The 17,810-nt window shown below is 45.2% G+C and carries 14 protein-coding genes; 3 read left to right on the top strand and 11 right to left on the bottom strand.

Going from position 1 to position 17,810, the window contains the following annotated elements; translation table 11 throughout:
* Positions 1-13: 13 nt before the first annotated feature.
* The 5 genes from NYR53_RS11750 to NYR53_RS11730 form a co-directional block, all read right to left on the bottom strand.
* The gene (locus NYR53_RS11750) at positions 14-1,216 is read right to left on the bottom strand and encodes an ABC transporter permease (protein ID WP_261305331.1); all 1,203 of its coding nucleotides are present in this window, start codon (positions 1,214-1,216) and stop codon (positions 14-16) included.
* Positions 1,216-1,902 (bottom strand): ABC transporter ATP-binding protein, encoded by a 687-nt coding sequence (locus tag NYR53_RS11745; protein ID WP_261305330.1) that lies wholly within the window; start codon positions 1,900-1,902, stop codon positions 1,216-1,218. The genes NYR53_RS11750 and NYR53_RS11745 overlap by 1 nt, the downstream gene beginning before the upstream one ends.
* Positions 1,899-3,008 carry an efflux RND transporter periplasmic adaptor subunit gene (locus NYR53_RS11740; RefSeq protein ID WP_261305329.1) on the bottom strand — a complete coding sequence of 370 codons (1,110 nt, stop codon included), beginning with the start codon at positions 3,006-3,008 and terminating at the stop codon, positions 1,899-1,901. The genes NYR53_RS11745 and NYR53_RS11740 overlap by 4 nt, the downstream gene beginning before the upstream one ends.
* A 260-nt stretch (positions 3,009-3,268) precedes the next feature.
* Complete coding sequence (locus NYR53_RS11735; RefSeq protein ID WP_261305328.1) at positions 3,269-5,377, bottom strand: hypothetical protein; 2,109 nt, start codon at positions 5,375-5,377, stop codon at positions 3,269-3,271.
* 111 nt (positions 5,378-5,488) lie between these two features.
* Complete coding sequence (locus NYR53_RS11730) at positions 5,489-5,650, bottom strand: hypothetical protein (RefSeq protein ID WP_261305327.1); 162 nt, start codon at positions 5,648-5,650, stop codon at positions 5,489-5,491.
* Between the two features lie 239 nt (positions 5,651-5,889).
* Here NYR53_RS11730 and NYR53_RS11725 point away from each other — a divergent pair, with 239 nt between their 5' ends.
* Entirely contained in the window at positions 5,890-8,310 is a 2,421-nt protein-coding gene (locus NYR53_RS11725) for a beta-propeller domain-containing protein (RefSeq protein WP_261305326.1), read from the top strand.
* 66 nt (positions 8,311-8,376) lie between these two features.
* On the opposite strand, the gene NYR53_RS11720 is transcribed toward NYR53_RS11725, so the two are convergent.
* The 4 genes from NYR53_RS11720 to NYR53_RS11705 form a co-directional block, all read right to left on the bottom strand.
* Positions 8,377-9,612, bottom strand: coding sequence for an MFS transporter (locus NYR53_RS11720; protein WP_261305325.1), 1,236 nt, complete (start codon positions 9,610-9,612; stop codon positions 8,377-8,379).
* 288 nt (positions 9,613-9,900) lie between these two features.
* A complete protein-coding gene (locus NYR53_RS11715; RefSeq protein WP_261305324.1) occupies positions 9,901-11,322 on the bottom strand; it encodes an NAD-dependent malic enzyme in 1,422 nt (473 codons plus the stop codon).
* Positions 11,323-11,368: 46 nt separating this feature from the next.
* A complete protein-coding gene (gene aspA, locus NYR53_RS11710) occupies positions 11,369-12,793 on the bottom strand; it encodes an aspartate ammonia-lyase (protein WP_261305323.1) in 1,425 nt (474 codons plus the stop codon).
* Between the two features lie 23 nt (positions 12,794-12,816).
* On the bottom strand, positions 12,817-14,082 hold the full coding sequence (locus tag NYR53_RS11705) for a cation:dicarboxylate symporter family transporter (protein ID WP_290428994.1): 1,266 nt from the start codon (positions 14,080-14,082) through the stop codon (positions 12,817-12,819).
* A gap of 255 nt (positions 14,083-14,337) precedes the next feature.
* Between NYR53_RS11705 and NYR53_RS11700 the strand changes: the two genes are divergently transcribed.
* Both NYR53_RS11700 and NYR53_RS11695 read left to right on the top strand, forming a co-directional pair.
* Complete coding sequence (locus NYR53_RS11700) at positions 14,338-15,621, top strand: sensor histidine kinase (RefSeq protein ID WP_261305322.1); 1,284 nt, start codon at positions 14,338-14,340, stop codon at positions 15,619-15,621.
* A 4-nt stretch (positions 15,622-15,625) separates the two neighbouring features.
* Positions 15,626-16,546 carry a response regulator gene (locus NYR53_RS11695; RefSeq protein WP_261305321.1) on the top strand — a complete coding sequence of 307 codons (921 nt, stop codon included), beginning with the start codon at positions 15,626-15,628 and terminating at the stop codon, positions 16,544-16,546.
* A 293-nt stretch (positions 16,547-16,839) separates the two neighbouring features.
* Here the strand turns inward: NYR53_RS11695 and NYR53_RS11690 are convergent, their stop codons facing one another.
* Together NYR53_RS11690 and NYR53_RS11685 are read right to left on the bottom strand one after the other, a co-directional pair.
* On the bottom strand, positions 16,840-17,421 hold the full coding sequence (locus tag NYR53_RS11690; protein WP_261305320.1) for a TMEM175 family protein: 582 nt from the start codon (positions 17,419-17,421) through the stop codon (positions 16,840-16,842).
* The gene (locus NYR53_RS11685; RefSeq protein ID WP_261305319.1) at positions 17,418-17,717 is read right to left on the bottom strand and encodes an antibiotic biosynthesis monooxygenase family protein; all 300 of its coding nucleotides are present in this window, start codon (positions 17,715-17,717) and stop codon (positions 17,418-17,420) included. Before NYR53_RS11685 ends, NYR53_RS11690 begins: the two co-directional genes overlap by 4 nt.
* Between the last annotated feature and the right edge of the window lie 93 nt (positions 17,718-17,810).

Here is a 17,810-nt window from a genome sequence, read left to right as displayed (position 1 = left end):
CCTCCTACTACGCTTATTCGTATCTTAGTGATTCAATAGGCTGCATGTTGGCCGCCTTTTTAGCGGGATACCAACCAAAAAACAGTCCTACCGCCGTAGAAAATCCAAAAGCGATCACGATCGTCCAGCCTGACAAAATGAATTGCCACTTAGTGATCAGTGAGAAGGCAAACGAACCTAGTACGCCGATTGAAATGCCAACCACCCCGCCAAGAAAGCAAAGAATGATGGCCTCCATCATAAACTGCTGTAAGATCAACCCTGGCGTAGCTCCGATTGCTTTGCGGGTACCAATTTCCCTCGTGCGCTCCGTAACAGACACAAGCATAATATTCATAACTCCGACACCGCCGACTAACAAGGAAATGCCGGCAATGGAGCCTATCAGAATCTGCATAACATTAAATACGACATCGAGGTTTCGCTGGAAATCCTCTACTTTCTGAACTTCATAATAACTACTCTCTGTGTTATGCGCTTTGGCTAAATGACTTGTTATCGCTGTTCCCGTCTTATCCTTTTGCATAGAATCCGTAGTGTTTGCAATCACCATCAGTGAATCCAGTTCATTGTTCGTGCCCTCTTTGAGCAGAGGCAAGGAATCATAAGGCAAATAAGCGGCATAATTTTTACCATCCAGCCCGGATAATATCGATTTATCGGACTTGTATACACCAACGATCTCGTATTTGTTCCCATCCAGCGTGATCTTTCGGTTTACAGCCTGTTCGGCAGAGCCAAACTGACTGATTGCGTAGTCCGATTCAACGACAATCACCTTTTGGCGCGACTTTTGTTCGCTTACGGTAAAAAACCGGCCCGCTTCCGTTTTCAAGTTCATAAACTTGACGATGTCTGCAAACGTGCCTGTCACGTTAAAAGTAAGCGTAGAGTCCCCTGATTTGGAAGTCATGGTCATGCCTAAAGAGCCCGAAGCCGCTTGAATCCCTTCTAGCCTGCTAACTTGTTTTAAATCCGCCATCGTTATTTGGATTTTATCAGCTTTCGTCGCGCTTGAGGACGGCGTTACGAAGAAAACGCCTGGGGAATATTTAGCGAGCTCCGAAACGACGGAGCCTTTACCGATTTGGCCGATGGATACAACCAAGACGACGGATGCAACACCGACGATAATGCCGATCATCGTTAGCAAAGAACGGAGTTTGTTCACTCGCAAGCTGTCCAAGGAAATCAATAGATTTTTCCATATACTCACTATCGCTCACTTCCCTTTCGGCGATCTTCGATGATTTCCCCATCTCCGAAGCGGAGTATGCGTTTGGCATGCTCCGCAATGTCCATTTCATGGGTGATGACAATCACCGTAGACCCTTCATCGTTCAGTTGAGTGAATAGCCCCATGATTTCATGAGACGACTTTTGATCCAAGTTTCCAGTCGGCTCATCGGCCAGCAGGATGGCAGGATTCATCGTCAACGCTCTAGCTATCGCAACACGCTGCTTTTGCCCGCCGGACAATTCGCTCGGGCGGTGATGCACGCGCCCCCCCAAGCCGACTTTCTCCAGCAAACTGCTTGCCCGTTCCATACGAACCGAAGAAGCAACGCCTCCGTACAGCATCGGGAGCTCCACATTGCTCTGAACCGTTTGCCTGGCGAGCAAGTTGAAATTTTGGAACACGAACCCAATTTTCTTATTTCGAACCTTGGCTAATTCTTTTTCCGTCAACGATTGGACTTCTTGACTATCCAACTTATAGGTGCCGCCACTTGGAATATCCAAGCAGCCCAAAATGTTCATCAACGTCGATTTCCCAGATCCCGAAGGTCCGATAATCGCTACGTAATCCCCTTTCTCGATCGTCAGATTCGTCGGTTTAAGGGCTTGAACTTCCAACGCGCCGTTGCGGTAAACTTTATGAATTCCCTCCAATGCGATCATTTGTTGACCACCTGCACGCCTTCCTTCACATCAGCGGAAGGTCCTTCAATAAACGGGTCACCTGGTTGCAGTCCTTCGAGTACTTCGATAAATTCGTCGTTTTCCTCCCCAAGCTTAACATGGGTTCGAACGGCTTTATTCTCAACAACCTTAAATACATAAGATTGCTGTCCATCCCGCTTCACAGCGCTAAGAGGGATGATATGATGCGCAACGTTCTCTATGGTTAATTGAACGGTTGCTTTATATCCGGGACGAAGCTGCACATCCGGCTGTTCGAGATCAACCCTGAACTCAACGACTGACTCCTTGGCATCCAGTTCGGAAGTGACGGCAACCGGTGAAATATACGAAATGCTTCCTGCATAGGTATTCGTGAATGCATCGCCCGATACCTTAACCTTCATCCCTACTTTAGCTAGGTTGGCATCGTTTTCCGCCAAGTTCGCTTTAATCTGTAATTGAGACACGTTTGTAATTGTAAATGATGATGTGCCGAGTGCGATCTCTTGTCCTTCTTTGACAGAAATCCCAGTCACAATCCCATCGATATCAGCAAATAATTGATTCTTTTCAAGCTTTTTCTGGATGTCATCGATATTGGACTCTGCGTCTTGAATTTTGAGATCGTACAACTTCACATCAGCAGCACTATTTCCATCAAAGGATTCCAAGCTCGAAGCTGAACCCGTTTCGCTCATTTCTTTTTTCGCCGTTTCAAACGTTTGCTTTCTCACTTTATCCTGGTCTTTCAGAAACTTCTCCTTCTCAGCGAGATTCACTTGAAGTTGATGCTTCTCTTGCTTCAGCTTTTCATTCAAATCCGTCGTGGACAAGGTAAGCAGCTCCTGCCCCTTTTTGACAGAATCGCCTTTTTTGACGTGAATCTTCTCAATGATACCGCCTGATGTTACAAATTGTTCCTTAATGACTTTTGACTCGATCTTTCCGTTCGCGAAGACGTCTTTCGTTATGTTCCCTTCTTTCGTTGTGGAAATTTTTACGGCAACCGCCGCACTTCCTTTTGAGGTAAATACACCTGTAACTAGTACGGCAACAACCAAAAGGATGACAACCAATACTCCCCAAAGCGCTTTTCTAGGCACGATCATTCTCTCCCCATTCTTTAGGTATCTACATGTATGCTTTTGTGCCAAAAAGCACTAAAGCTTCTTGGCAATAAAGCATGAGATGGATAGTTGAAACCCTTACCCTTCTTGAAGGAGTGGAACAATCATAGATGGATGACTCGAAGGATGAATCATGATTATTTTAACCCGTTTATGTTTTCTGTGTGTTATTTCCAAATAAAGGTTTTATTGAGATAAAAGTGAAGACTCTGACGATTGATCAAATGGTTCCTGCTTTAGTCCGTTGTAATGAACCAGTCCGCCTTTTGAGTCGCCAATAGCTTTCTTTGCCCTTCAAATTCTTCATATAAACTGAGCTTATACTGCTTCAAGAAAGAAGATTTGAAAATCAAATCGGCATCTGTTACTTGTATTTTAAAGTTCTCATGTTTACCGATTTTCAGCTTCGTCCCCACGGTTTCGGGCGTTTCACCTTCGACGGGGTCAAAATCTTTCATCTCGAATGATTTCTCAAACGACTTTTGACCGCTTCCATCTTCAAAAACAAGCACGAGCTTATGTCCGTCTACATTCGTTTCCAGATAGCCCTCGCGACTGATTTCATAATTAAATTTAAGGGTAAACGTACTGTTTTCGACCATCGTTCCAAAATGATTCAATGAAATTTGATAAGGGTATAGGATAACGTCCTTCAGTGAGTCCTTCACATCAACCTTCACTTCAGGAAGCATGAACGCCACGGGTTTCACGTAAGAATCGGGTTTGCCGCCGCTCTCCGTCAGCTTGCCTTCCGTTACGGACTCACCGATAATCAGGTGCATGTTTTCCGTCGAAATCCCTTTCGGAAGCGAGGCCGATACGTTTAGCAGTGCAGTGCCATTCGGACTTACTTTATTTTTGACTTCGGCTACCGAAGCTGGAAGCACCGTCCCGTCAGCTGCTCTGAATTGAGCGACTAGCTTTGTGGGCGCGGTATATCTTTTCTCCAAGTTCGTCGCTTCTACCTGTGCGATAACCAATGAGCTTGTATTGCTTGTATAACGATTAAGGCTGCGGATCTTAAAACTAGTTTTTCTACCCGCATCGTCAAGGAGGTACGGCTGTTCCAAACTATGGAAGGGAATCGCCTGCAGCTCGGATTGACTGGTAAACTCGACCACATCCGATGTGACCGTATCGCTTTCTTTCTCCTGCAGCACAAGCTTCATTCGCGAATACTTCGATGTATAAGGAATTTTACCTACCATTTGCAAATTCAAGGACGAATCGGATGCTATACCGACTGCATTCGCCGTCTGCACGATGTTGGCTTCGATTTTAACCGCATCATCTAAAAGAAAGTATCCGGTCAAGTTCGGTATGGACAATGTATCGGGACCTTTATTACTTAAGGTAATATCTCCGCTCACTAGGTCCTGATCTTCCCATGGGAGCCGGTATAAAGCATTCAATTCAGCGGTATAAACACCGGATTTGCTTGTAAAAGAGTAGGCTTTTCCGATGGAACCGCCTTGATTCGAGGTTGCGGCAGGAAGCTGAAATGCGGCCACAGGCAGGTTGATTTTCAAATCGGTCGCAGTCTCCGTTATGACAAGCTCCCAATGATCGGAAGAAACGGCAACTGGAATCGTTCCGGATAACTGAATTTCTTTGCTTTCTTTCGGTTTGATAGTTAAATCCTTGAGTCCTTTCGCTTCCAAAGGATATAGAAGCCCTTCCGGTGTGCGAATCGAAAAGAGGTAGGACGGCATTGTAATCGCCTTAGTGCCGACATTCTCAAGAGCTAAATAAACGGTAGGCACATGATATTTTTCGTTTTTGTTGCTGACGAGCTTCTTGATCGATGCCTTCACTTCCGTGTCTCCTGCTTGGAGGATTGAACCCTCTTGTGACGGAGTCACATCCGTGTATGTATCGGGTACGGCGACCTGACCGAGCACTCTTTCGAATTTAATCTGGTTCAAATCCCAATTCATAAACTCTACAACCAAATCTTGAAGCTGCGTGCTTTCATTCACATTCGCATAATAAGTCATATCCACACTTGAGCCAGGAGCTACGGAAGTCTTGTCTATATCAGAAGGAAGTAAACGCGCGTTGAATTGGCTGCCCGCTTTGTTTTTTAAGCGGATCCAATAATCGATCACTTTTAATGCGCTGCTGCCTCCATTGTGAATCGATATGTTGATTACAGCCAGCTTACTGTTCTGAGACGTTGTCAAATGAATTTGCTTTAATTCAAAGTAACTTTGTTCCGAAATGGAGACCTTGCCAATGATCGCAGATCCCTCCCCATCGGCAAATGCGGGTGTTACAGTGCTTAGAGAGAGCGAAATGGAAATAGCCAATGCTGCCAGTTTCAAGATAGGCGACTTCATAGTCATAATTTCATCCTTTCTCCACCTTAGGGATTTTTTGAAAATATGTATTACAAGCAGCGATGCATATTGAAAAGGAGCAACTGCAAAAGCATGCTCCTTGACAAATCTCGAAAATTACCGAACTAAGCCTACTCTATTGATAAAAGCAGGCTGCAATTTCACCAACCAACTTGTTTCGTTTTCTTTCTTTACTTTCCTTTCCATCGGCAGGGATTGTTCTAATTCCGTTTTTCTTTGAGCCATCATTTTTTCCAAAGCATACGTGTTAATATCCATGAGTTTTCTCCCTTCGATACTTATTGATAGATTTAGTTTAAGTTTTTTTTATTTACACGGTATTAAATAGACATAGATTAATTGTAAATGCCATTTTCATCATTCCTTGTAAATTGTTGGTTTTGAACCCCCATAAAAAATATTTTCGAATCGCTGAAACAAATCAGAAAACACATCCGTTAAGAGGATATAGTTGAAAATAATGGTAACTCTCAAAACGACTGAAAAGGATGAAGAAGATGAAGAAAAAAGGTTTGGTCGTCGGCCTCCTGTTATCCGCTATGATCTTAACGTCCGCATTTGCACCTAACTCCATTAATGCCGATCAGGGACCAGTAGTTCGGCTTGAGGGACAGCCTATCACATTCTCACAGCAGCCTAAATTAATAAACGGTACTTTAATGGCGTCTGTAAAGGATCTTGCCAAGACTTTAGGCATGGAAGTGACATGGAGTGAAACGGAACAGCTTGCGGTAGTTATTGGCAACGAGTACGAACTGAAGCTTCCAATGAATTCAGACTTTGCTTACGTGAACGGTAAAGCAAGCACCATTTACGGCAGTACACAAATGGTAGATGGTTCTATGTACATTCCGCTGCGCTTCTTTATGGAAAGCGCAAATTATGTTGTTCGCTGGGATTCAGCCACCAGCTCAGTGAACATCACGAAACAGGCTGACAGCTTGCCGGTAGTCGGTACCTATGACCACTTGGTCACACTTTTGACTCAGAATGAAAGCAGTGGGTCCGCCAGGATTACTGTAACAACCACACAAGCTGAATCTAAATCCTTAGGTAACGCACCGGCTCCAGCTAGTGCCGGTGCTGCTGTTCCAGTCCAAAATTCGCCCAAGGCAGCGGCACCCGGTTACTCCAGCACGAACGTTCAAGTGCAAGGCGTGGATGAATCCGATGTCGTCAAGACAGATGGAACCTACATCTATACGGTAAACAAGCAGCGTATTATAGTCACTCAGGCTTATCCCTCTGACCAGATGAAGGTGCTGAGCATTCTCGATTTCCCGAAAAATCAAGACACGCAGTTCCAGCCTAGTGAAATCTACGTGGACGACAAGCATCTGATCGTGCTTGGTAATTCTTATCAGAGTTATATACCGGTCCCTAATAATGGGGAAAGCGGCATAACAGAGAAGAAAATGATCCTCCCTATGCCTATGAGATCCCAGGGAACCGCGAAGGTCATGGTCTACGACCTCTCCGATCGGAGCAACCTGAAGCTTGAGAAGGAAGTTGAGCTTGAAGGAAACTACGTTTCTTCCCGCAAAATCGGATCGTCGCTCTATTTTATCTCCAATAAGTACGTGAATTACTACCAATACCGGGAATTGGCGGATAAAGAAAAAGCGAAGACTGCCCTAATTCCTGCTTATCGGGATTCAGCGGCTGGCGATTCCTTTACCTCTGTTCCGCTCAATCAGGTCTATTACTTGCCGAAAGCTCTGGAGCCTAACTATGTGCTCATCGGAGGCATCAATCTTAATGAATTGAATCAGACGATGAATGTCACTTCTTACCTCGGCTCAGGTCAGAACGTGTACGCGTCCGAAGAGAACTTATATGTGGCCGTAACGAATTATGAACAGATGCGAATCCAACCCATGAGGATGCCCGCTGGTGATGCTGCTCAAGGCATACGAGTCGGTGAGCCGAACGGAGTCATCCAGTCTTTTGAACTTCCTAAGCAGGAAACGATCATTTATCAATTTGGACTGAACGAAGGTAAAGCAGAGTACAAACATACAGGTAAGGTGCCCGGGCGTTTACTCAATCAATTTTCCATGGATGAGCATAATGGCTACTTCCGGCTTGCTACAACAACAGGCGAAGTGGGACGGACAGATGAGGGGACTTCGAAGAATCATGTTTTCATACTTGACGGGAACCTGAACGAGAAAGGCAAGATCGAAAACATCGCGCCAGGAGAGCGGATTTACTCCACCCGCTTCATGGGCGACCGAGCTTACATGGTTACTTTTAAGAACACCGATCCGCTATTCGTTATGGATTTAAAGGATCCCGCTGCGCCAAAATTGTTGGGTGCGTTGAAGATTCCTGGCTACAGCGATTATCTGCATCCTTATGATGAAAACCATATTATTGGCTTCGGTAAAGATACCATCGAGGTTGACAACAAGAATCCGAATGGACCGCAGTCCATTGCCTATTACCAAGGCATGAAAGTGGCGCTGTTCGATGTTACCGATGTGAATAATCCGAAGGAGAAATTCAAGGAGCTGATCGGGGACCGCGGCACAGATTCTGAGCTGCTGCACAATCACCGTGCGTTGCTATTTAGCAAGGAAAAAAATCTGCTTTCCTTCCCCGTTAACGTAATGAAAATCGACCCGAATCAGACGACAAACAATCCGAAGATGCCTGCTAACGCATACGGCAATTTTGCTTTCCAAGGCGCATACGTCTACAACCTTGATTTGGAAAAAGGCTTCCAGTTCCGTGGCGGCATTACCCATCTTACGCAGGAAGATCTGCAAAAAGCCGGACAATATGTTCAAGCCGGCGACAAGCAGGTACAACGCGTTCTATATATCGGCGACACGCTGTACACCGTCTCGAACGGATTAATCAAAGCGAACGACCTGGGTACGCTGAAGGAAAAGAACTCGGTGGTAATTCCGTAGTCCTTTTCACGACGAATAAAGCCCCGGTTCCTCCTTCAAGGATCGGGGCTTGTTCGTGCTCTAGATTCATTTATTTCCCGCAACTGTGTCGCTATTAATCGGTTGCCGGACGTCCATTGATTTTCGTTTGGCTATGAACAACGTCAAGATCCCGCTCGATAATGTAATAATAGCGAGTGTTAGTAAAAATGTGGAGATCCCGAACCAATCGAGACAAGCTCCGGTCGCAAGCAGCGAAATCTGGAACATCACGCGGTCAAGCATTCCGCGAAATGAGAAAAAGCGGCCTTGCGCTTCTTTCGGCACTTTGATTTGGAAAAGTGTAGATATCATCGGAAAGAAAAAAGCGACGGCGCAACCGAACATAACGTAAGAGCCGAGAACCGCATAACTGCTTTCACTGAAGGACATTCCAGCAAAAGAAAGCGCAAATAATAACATGAACAGCGTAGAGCTGGTTACCAGATTTCGCATGCCGATCACGCGCTTTGCGAATAGGCCTGCAATCAAAATGCTAGTACCTTCTAACGAATAGATCCAACCCATCAGTTCCGGTTTGTGCTGGATTTGACTAAACTTCAGTACAAGCAAATTAAAACCGCCAAGAAACAAAGTAATAACCCCGCTATTGATAAGTCCGATAAAGATAGATGGTTCTGACCGAATGAGTGGAAACAACTCCGTAAAGCGAATTTTCTCCTGCTTTTTTGCAGCCGCGGCGGAATCCGCAGCAAGGGGAATCCTCAACTGTGTAATGAGCAACACGAGGATGACGTAAAAAGCAAGCGACAGCGCGTAGACCGTGTACAAATTCATCATGGATACCAATATACCTGCTGCAGCAGTACCGCCGATTCTCGCTATTGTAATCACGTTAAAGTTTAAGCTGTTCGCTTTAAGCAGCTCGGAGGCCGGAACGACGGAAGGCAGCGCTGCTTGTACGGTAGGCATATAAACAGTAGCCGCTACTTGCATGATGACGACGGACAACAGCATAATGGCGACGGATTGGTAGTGAATAGCCGCAAACATGACAATCGGAGCCAGACAGCGGACAAGCCCTGAGATAAACAATATTTTTTTCTTATCATAGCGGTCTGCCCACACCCCGGCTTGCGGCGAAATGAGTACACCGAGAAATAAACCGCACATTAGGATCAAGCTCTTGCCTAAATCCGACGGGACGTGGCTTTGCATAAATTGCAAATTAGCAATGATACTTGTCCAAATACCTGCGCCTTGAATGGCTTCTCCGATCATCATGAAAACAAATGTCCGATTCCGAAGTAACGATTGATTCATACCTAATCTCCAATCTATGATGACACTCAGAATCTTCCAATTATAGCACGTATGTTCGCTTTATGTCTATTAGAATATATGACCTAGGAAGATATATTTACGTACTCACCTCCGGTCGGAGTTGGAGAAACTGATGACTTTTGAGCTGTCCGAAGCTAAAAACAACGAAATAGCGTCGATGTAAAGAGAACAGGGCTGTCTCAAAGTAGAAATCTACTTGAGGACAGCCCCTTTGTTGACTTATATAGAGAATATCGAAGAATCTTTTATCTTTTGTATACTATACGCCTAATTGGATTCTCTCATGCTTTTTCGGGCAACCCCGGTACGGTAAGCCGCTTCAACAACAGCTTCTCTTACCTTTTCCACGACTTTCTGGTTAAACACGCTCGGGATAATATACGTTTCGTTCAACTCTTCATCTGTCACGACAGATGCGATCGCCTGTGCAGCAGCAAGTTTCATCGCTTCATTGATCTCGCTTGCCCTGCAATCCAGTGCACCACGGAAAATGCCTGGGAAGCAAAGCACGTTGTTGATTTGATTTGGCTTATCAGACCTTCCTGTAGCCATGACCCTAACGTAAGGCTTGGCCTGCTCCGGGTCGATCTCCGGAATCGGGTTCGCCATCGCAAAGACGATCGGGTCTTTCGCCATGGACTTAACATCGTCCACTTTTAAAATATTCGGAGCCGAAACGCCGATAAAAACATCCGCATTCTTGATAACTTCAGACAAGCTGCCGACTTCCAAGTTCGGATTTGTCATCTGAGCAAACGCTGTCCAATGAGGGTTGTCATAAATAGCTTCCCGATGGATCGCGCCATTGCGGTCCACACCGATCAAATTATGCACACCGGCGGCAAGCAACATCTTGGAGCATGCGATGCCCGCTGCGCCGATACCGTTCACAACGACCTTAATATCCGACATTTGTTTGCCGGTAATTTTGAGTGCATTCAACAAGCCGGCCAGAAGGACGACAGCCGTTCCGTGCTGATCATCGTGAAACACCGGGATATCCAGTTCCTGCTTCAAACGCTCCTCAATTTCGAAGCAGCGCGGTGACGAAATGTCCTCCAAATTAATGCCTCCGAATGCCGGAGCCATTGCTTTTACGATGCGGACAATTTCGTCGGGGTCTTTCGTATCCAGGCAAATCGGAAATGCGTCAACGCCTGCGAACTCTTTGAACAGCATGGCTTTGCCTTCCATCACCGGCATAGCTGCCATTGGTCCGATGTCGCCAAGCCCAAGTACGGCCGTTCCGTCCGATACAACCGCGATCATATTCCGTTTAATCGTCAGGGAGTAGGCCTTGCTCGGCTGTTCCGCAATCGCTGTGCAGACTTTGGCGACACCTGGCGTGTACACCCGTGACAAATCGTCCCGGTTTTTCACCGGAATTTTGGAGGCAATCTCGATTTTCCCGCCTAAGTGCACGAGGAAAGTCCGATCTGACACGTGAATCACCTTAACACCGTTTAGCTTCTGAAGCGATTCATCGATCAACTGGCTGTGTGCTTGATCTACTACATTAACCGTTATATCACGGACGGTATTCGAACGGCTGGACGAGATGACGTCAATCCCTACAATATCGCCATTTGTCCCTTCAATTACAGCGGCTATATCGCCTAGTGAGGCTAGTTCTTTATCGATTTGAAGCCGAAATATCATATACGTGCTGGCACCGCTTGTTACAGACATGGTTTCTCTCTCCTTTTTTTGTGAAACGACTCCTATGAATTTCTCTTTAGTTTTTGTTTAATAACTCCGCTCCTGCAATACCCGGATTCGTCATTTCATACGGATCGAGAATAATCTCGAGTTCCTCTTCCGTTAAGACATTATATAGAAGGCACAGTTCCCGAACAGGACGCCCCGTCAGAATCGCTTCACGCGCGATCCTCGCTACGACTTCATAGCCCAGATGCGGGTTGAGCGCGGTAATGACCCCAACACTTTTCTCCACATACTCTTTGCAGCGCTCTACGTTTGCTTCGATTTCTTCTAAACAATGCACACGGAAAACTTTGAAAACTTGATTCATCATACTGAGCGATTGCAGCAAATTGAACACGAGTACAGGCTCCATCACATTAAGCTCAAGCTGTCCAGCTTCAGAAGCAAGACAAATCGTATGGTCATTCCCGATAACCTGGAAAGCTACCTGATTAACAACCTCAGCCATGACCGGATTCACCTTACCTGGCATGATGGATGAACCAGGTTGACGCGCAGGCAGATTCAGCTCTCCAAGTCCAGCACGCGGTCCTGAAGCAAGCAATCGTAGGTCGTTGGCAATCTTCGACATGTTGATCATGCACACTTTCAATGCGGCAGACACCTCGGTATAGGCATCCGTATTCTGAGTTGCGTCCACGAGGTGATCAGCATTGATAAGAGGTAATCCACTGAGCTCCGCGAGCAATTCCACAACTCGCTTAATGTAGCGTGGATCGGCATTCAGGCCTGTTCCGACGGCCGTTGCCCCCATGTTGACTTCGTACAAATGGTCGCGGGTTTGTTTGATCCGCTTGATATCACGCTCGAGTACTCGGCTGTAGGCCTCAAATTCCTGCCCGAGGCGGATCGGCACGCCATCCTGCAGATGCGTCCGCCCCATTTTGATAACCCCGTCGAATTGCACGGCTTTTTTACGAAATGCTGTGAGCATCTCCTCCATCGTCACGAGCAGCTTCTCAATTAAAGAAAGTGTTGCAATATGAATCGCTGTCGGAAAAGCATCGTTGGTCGACTGGGCCATATTCACATGCGAGTTGGGACTTACTTTAAAATAATCGCCCTTGATTCCCCCGAGAATCTCGATCGCCCGGTTGGCGATGACCTCGTTGGTATTCATGTTGATGGACGTACCTGCTCCGCCTTGTATCGGATCGACGATAAATTGATCATGCCATTTGCCGTCCATAATCTCCTGTGCTGCTTGCACGACAGCATGCCCAATCTGCGGATTCAACTGCCTGATCTCCATGTTCGCTGAGGCAGCAGCATGTTTAACGGTTGCCATCGCACGTATTAATTCTTCATGAATGCGGTAGCCGGTAATCGGAAAATTTTCAACCGCGCGCAGTGTTTGAATGCCATAATAGGCGTCGGACGGTACTTCCTTCGAACCAAGAAAATCTTTTTCCACCCTTTGCGAAGCTGTTGTCATGGTCTTTTCCCCCTAGCTATTTCTTATGCTGCCTTCTTAACGGACTCTAAATATTGCTTTCCTTTACTCTTGTCGTACTGACCTTCCCATTTCGCCATGACCACCGCGGCCATAGAATTGCCGATAACGTTGACTACTGTCCGGGCCATATCCAAAATACGATCAATACCTGCGATAAAAGCTAATCCTTCGAGCGGAATCCCGACAGATCCAAGTGTGGCAAGCAGGACGACGAACGAAGCGCCTGGCACGCCGGCAATTCCCTTTGATGTGAGCATCAAGACAAGCATCAACATGATCTGAGAGCTAATCGACATATGGATTCCATACATTTGTGCGATAAATAATGCGGCAATCGCTTGATATAACGTAGACCCGTCCAAATTAAACGAATATCCGGTAGGGACAACAAATGACGTGATTGCCTTCGGTACGCCGAACTTCTCCATTTTTTCCATCATCTTTGGAAGAGCCGTTTCGGAGCTTGCTGTAGAGTAAGCGAGTATGAGTTCATCTTTCAAAATGCGAACAATGGCCATAAGGCTGGTACCGCAAAGCTTAGCAATCAAACCAAGCACGATAACTACAAACAGGAACATGGCGACATACACGGCAATCACCAATTTCCCCAAAGGAATCAAGGAGCCGACACCGAATTTGGATACGGTTACACCAATCAACCCGAAAACACCGATCGGCGCAAATTTCATAATTTGGTTCGTCACCCAGAACATCGATTCGGCAACGCCTTGGAAAAAAGATAAAACCGGCTTTCCTTTATCGCCAATCGCGGCAACGCCCAAACCAAACAAGACAGAGAAGAAAATGATGGCCAGCATGTCACCGGCTACTAAGGATTCAAAAATGTTTTTCGGAACGATGTTGACAAATGTATCGGCAAAGCTGTGACTAGTCACTGTTTTCGTCGCTTCGACATATTTCGTAATATCCGACTTAGCTAGTCCAGCCATATTGATTCCGGCTCCAGGCTGAAAGATATTCGCTATGACCAAGCCGAAAATAATAGCAATCGTCGTCACGATTTCAAAGTAAAGAAGCGTTTTACCACCAAGTCTTCCAAGCTTTTTGATATCTCCTACTCCTGCTACTCCGACAATGAGAGAAGAAACGACAATCGGAACGACGATCATTTTAATCAAACGAATGAAAATGTCTCCCGCCGGTTTCAAATAACTTTCGATGGATGGGTTACCATAAAAAATAGCCCCGACAATAACCCCTAAAACTAGTCCCAACAAGATTTGAAAAGCCAAGCCAAATTTTTTCATCTTAATTCCCCTTTTTTATAAAAATGTAAAGCGCTTTCTTTTGTATAAAAGTTAAAATGTCTTGAATGAGTTTTATTGTACGAGGAATCTACAGTAATCTATTTGAATCTACAAGTTGATCAAAAATTCTTTGGTCAATCCTTCGTCGAATTGTTCAACTCGTTTTTGGAATAATGAAGTAGAAGGCATATTTATGTCCATGGAGGAATCATACAAATGATGTCGAACAACTGTTAAGCTGTTAAAAAAGGAGGCTTGAAAACTGCATTGAAAGAAAAATGGCTCCTTTTAACGCTGATGGTCATTTCGGTTCCGATCGCGGGCGAATTGAATTTTTATCCGTTTCATACTGATTTTCGGGTAAGTTTGGGCACCCCTGCCTTTTTTCTATTCCTACTCTGGCTTCGTTCTCCCTCGCCGCTTATCTCTGGATTACTTGTCGGCAGCTCGGTAACGATCTTTCGCATGGGACTTGAGTTAGCACTCGTTCCGTATTGGAACTGGGGAGCTGCTTTTCACCATCACTTTCCGGTATTCTTTTATTATTTGACCTATGCGATTGCCTTCGCGGCATTTCGAATGAACCGTCGTCATGACCGGCCGCTTCTGGTCGGAGCATTAGGTGTGGCGTGTGAAATCGCTGCGACGTTGGCAGAGCTTTTGCTCCGTTACTCGGCAATAGGGCAAACGACCACTCTCGCAACCTGGAATCAGATAGTTCTCATTGCTTTTTTTCGTAGTTTTTTCGTTCTTGGCTTTTTCAATTTAGTCAAATTGAGGCAGTCCAAAGCGGCCGAAGAGCAGAAGCGCAAAGAAAACGAAAAGATGCTTATGCTAATTTCTGAGCTTTACGAGGAAACCATTCAATTGAAGAAAACGCTGCACAACGCGGAAAATATCGCCCGTGACAGCTACGCGCTGTATCAATCGTTAATTGATGAACAGCCTGTGTCTCATGAAGATCTAGCACAAAAGGCACTCCAGATTGCCGGGCAGGTACATGAGATCAAAAAGGACAATCAACGGATTTATGCCGGTCTATCCAGCCTGATATCGCACGATAGCGAGTATATGCCGATGGAAGAGTTGGCCGATATCGTCCTGCGCTCCAATCAGAAATATGCCCAATCATTTGGCAAAAAGATCGATTTTACGCTGCATACCGAGGGCATCTTTCCTTTGTGTCATGTGTACACCACATTGTCTTTGCTTAATAACTTGGTTGCCAACGCCGTTGAAGCGCTTGAGGAACAGGGCAATATCCGAATAGGGGTTGTACGTAAAAAGGACGTTATCGTGTTCAGCGTCGCTGATAATGGTCCGGGTATTAAGCCAAAGTATCGGGAGAAAATCTTTATGCCCGGCTTTACGACCAAATTCGATCATGCTGGCAATCCTTCGACGGGTATCGGTTTGGTTTATGTGAAACAAGAAACAGAGAAACTGCATGGAACCGTACAAGTTCAAGAAAATAGCGAAGGCGCAGGCACTGTTTTCACCATCACACTGCCGATTAGTCAAATAGGAAAGGGAGAGTAGTGCCATGCGTTTTTTTATTATCGATGACGATCCGGCTGTCCGTTCCATGCTGGAACAAATTATCGAGGACGAGGATTTAGGAAGTGTGGTAGGCGAAGCTCCTGACGGGGCGGATGTTGATAACACTTTGCTCGAACTCAAGCAAGTAGATATCGTGCTTATAGATTTACTAATGCCCGTTCGCGACGGTATTGAGACCGTTCGTAAGCTATCTGGCAGCTTCGAAGGGAAAATCATTATGATTTCCCAAATAGAGTCGAAGGAAATGATAGTCAAGGCCTATGCCTGCGGAATTGAATATTATATCACCAAGCCTATAAACCGTTTGGAAGTAATCGCCGTTATTCGCAAGGTTTCTGACTTGCTGCGCATGCACCAATCCCTTCGAAATATCCAAAAATCACTCAGTGCTGTCGGCTTTAGCGGTGCTTTAACGGAGAAAGAGCCGTCTTCCAATGAAAAAAATATCATCACATGCGGGAACTACATGTTATCGGATCTTGGCTTGATTGGAGAAGCCGGCAGCAAGGACTTACTAGAGATGCTCGATTATTTGTACCGTTATGAGGCGGATCATCCACAGGAGCAGGGCTTCCCGCAGCTTCATGAACTTTACCATCAAATCGCCTTAAAAAAATTAGGTGCCTCCGCTTCCAGTATCGACTTGAAAAAAGAGATCAAAGCAGCCGAGCAACGGGTGCGGCGGGCCATAAACCAAGCGCTAACCCACTTGGCATCCCTAGGATTAATTGATTATTCGAATCCAAAATTCGAGCAGTACTCTACAAAGTTTTTTGACCTGAGTGATATCCGCAAAAAAATGAAAGAACTGGAGAATGAAGATTCTTCTTTCAGCTTGATCCGGCAAAACACAAAAAAGTTTATTCAGGTGCTTTATTTAGAATCAAGAAAGTTAATGAACTAATGATAAGCGCGGAAAACGCGCTTATTCATGAGCGCCCCAACAAATAAGCGCGAAAATCGCGCTTTCAGCGAGAACTCTGCGAGCCGAGGCTCGCCAGCAGAGTCTGAAGCCGAAAATCGACTTCGTTATTTTACATTAAATGTTTCAAACATTCGCTTGATCATCCTTGTCTTGATGATGGGTACCTAAAATTACAAAAAGCACAATGGTACAGGAGTTTTTCTCCTAGTCCATTGTGCTTTTTTTACGTCTTTATTTTCGCGCAATATTCTATTCCGTTCGTTTTAGGCGCATTATCCATTTTTCTTAAGAATAAAGTAGATAGGAACTGCCGCGTATACGGCAATCGAAATATACGGGGAGATGAAGGCGATACCTATCGCGACAATATAAACGAGTAAATGTAGCCAAGTATTCTTGAACGAGAGCGCTTCCTTACTAGTTATTGTGAACGGATGATCGGTATTCTTTTTCAGTACATGGTGATACAAACAATAATAACTCGCACCGCAGAACATGCCGATTATACCATACAAAATAGAAGGGAAATGAAGGCCCGGGTATTCACCCATCAGCGCGGTTGGGAAAGGAATGAAAGCAATAAACATCAGAAAAATGCCGTTCAGAAAAATCGTTTTGCGATCTATGTGTTTAACTCCATGAAACAATTCATGATGAGACATCCACCAAACAATTAGAACCAAAAAACTAATAATATAGCTGAGTACAACCGGAAGATTATGTATAAAATCCTTTACGAGCCCCCAATCTTCTTCGGACGATTCGATCTTTGGGACTTTAAACTCAAGAATTAAAATGGTCATCACGATGGCAATGACGCCGTCACTAAGAGCCTCAAGCCGAGTCTTGGTCATCGGGAATTAGCTATAACGTTATAATGCTTCATCTCTAAGATGGCATTGAAAAAGGGCTTAACCAATGCAAAGAAATGCTGAAAATCTGAGCTCGTTCGAAATCCTTGCATATGTCCCTCCATCGAGTCCCATTCAATTCTGACAATGAAATGGTTCGTTTCTTCAATGCCATTTATGACTTCGTAGGACAAACAATGCTCAGAGCGGTTTAAATACGTCCCAGCCTCTGTATAAGCCGTTATGAATTGCTGAGCTGATTCTGGCGCTATGTCATACCGGATGATTTCCACTATCATGAGATATCCCGCCTTCATAAAATTTTTTATGGATGCAATCCACATCCAAAATTATACAGGTTGTAATCTCAGCAAACAATACGGCACATTTTT

Source organism: Paenibacillus andongensis (assembly GCF_025369935.1).
Taxonomy (GTDB): domain Bacteria; phylum Bacillota; class Bacilli; order Paenibacillales; family NBRC-103111; genus Paenibacillus_E; species Paenibacillus_E andongensis.
This window is presented reverse-complemented; position numbering and strand designations above follow the sequence as displayed.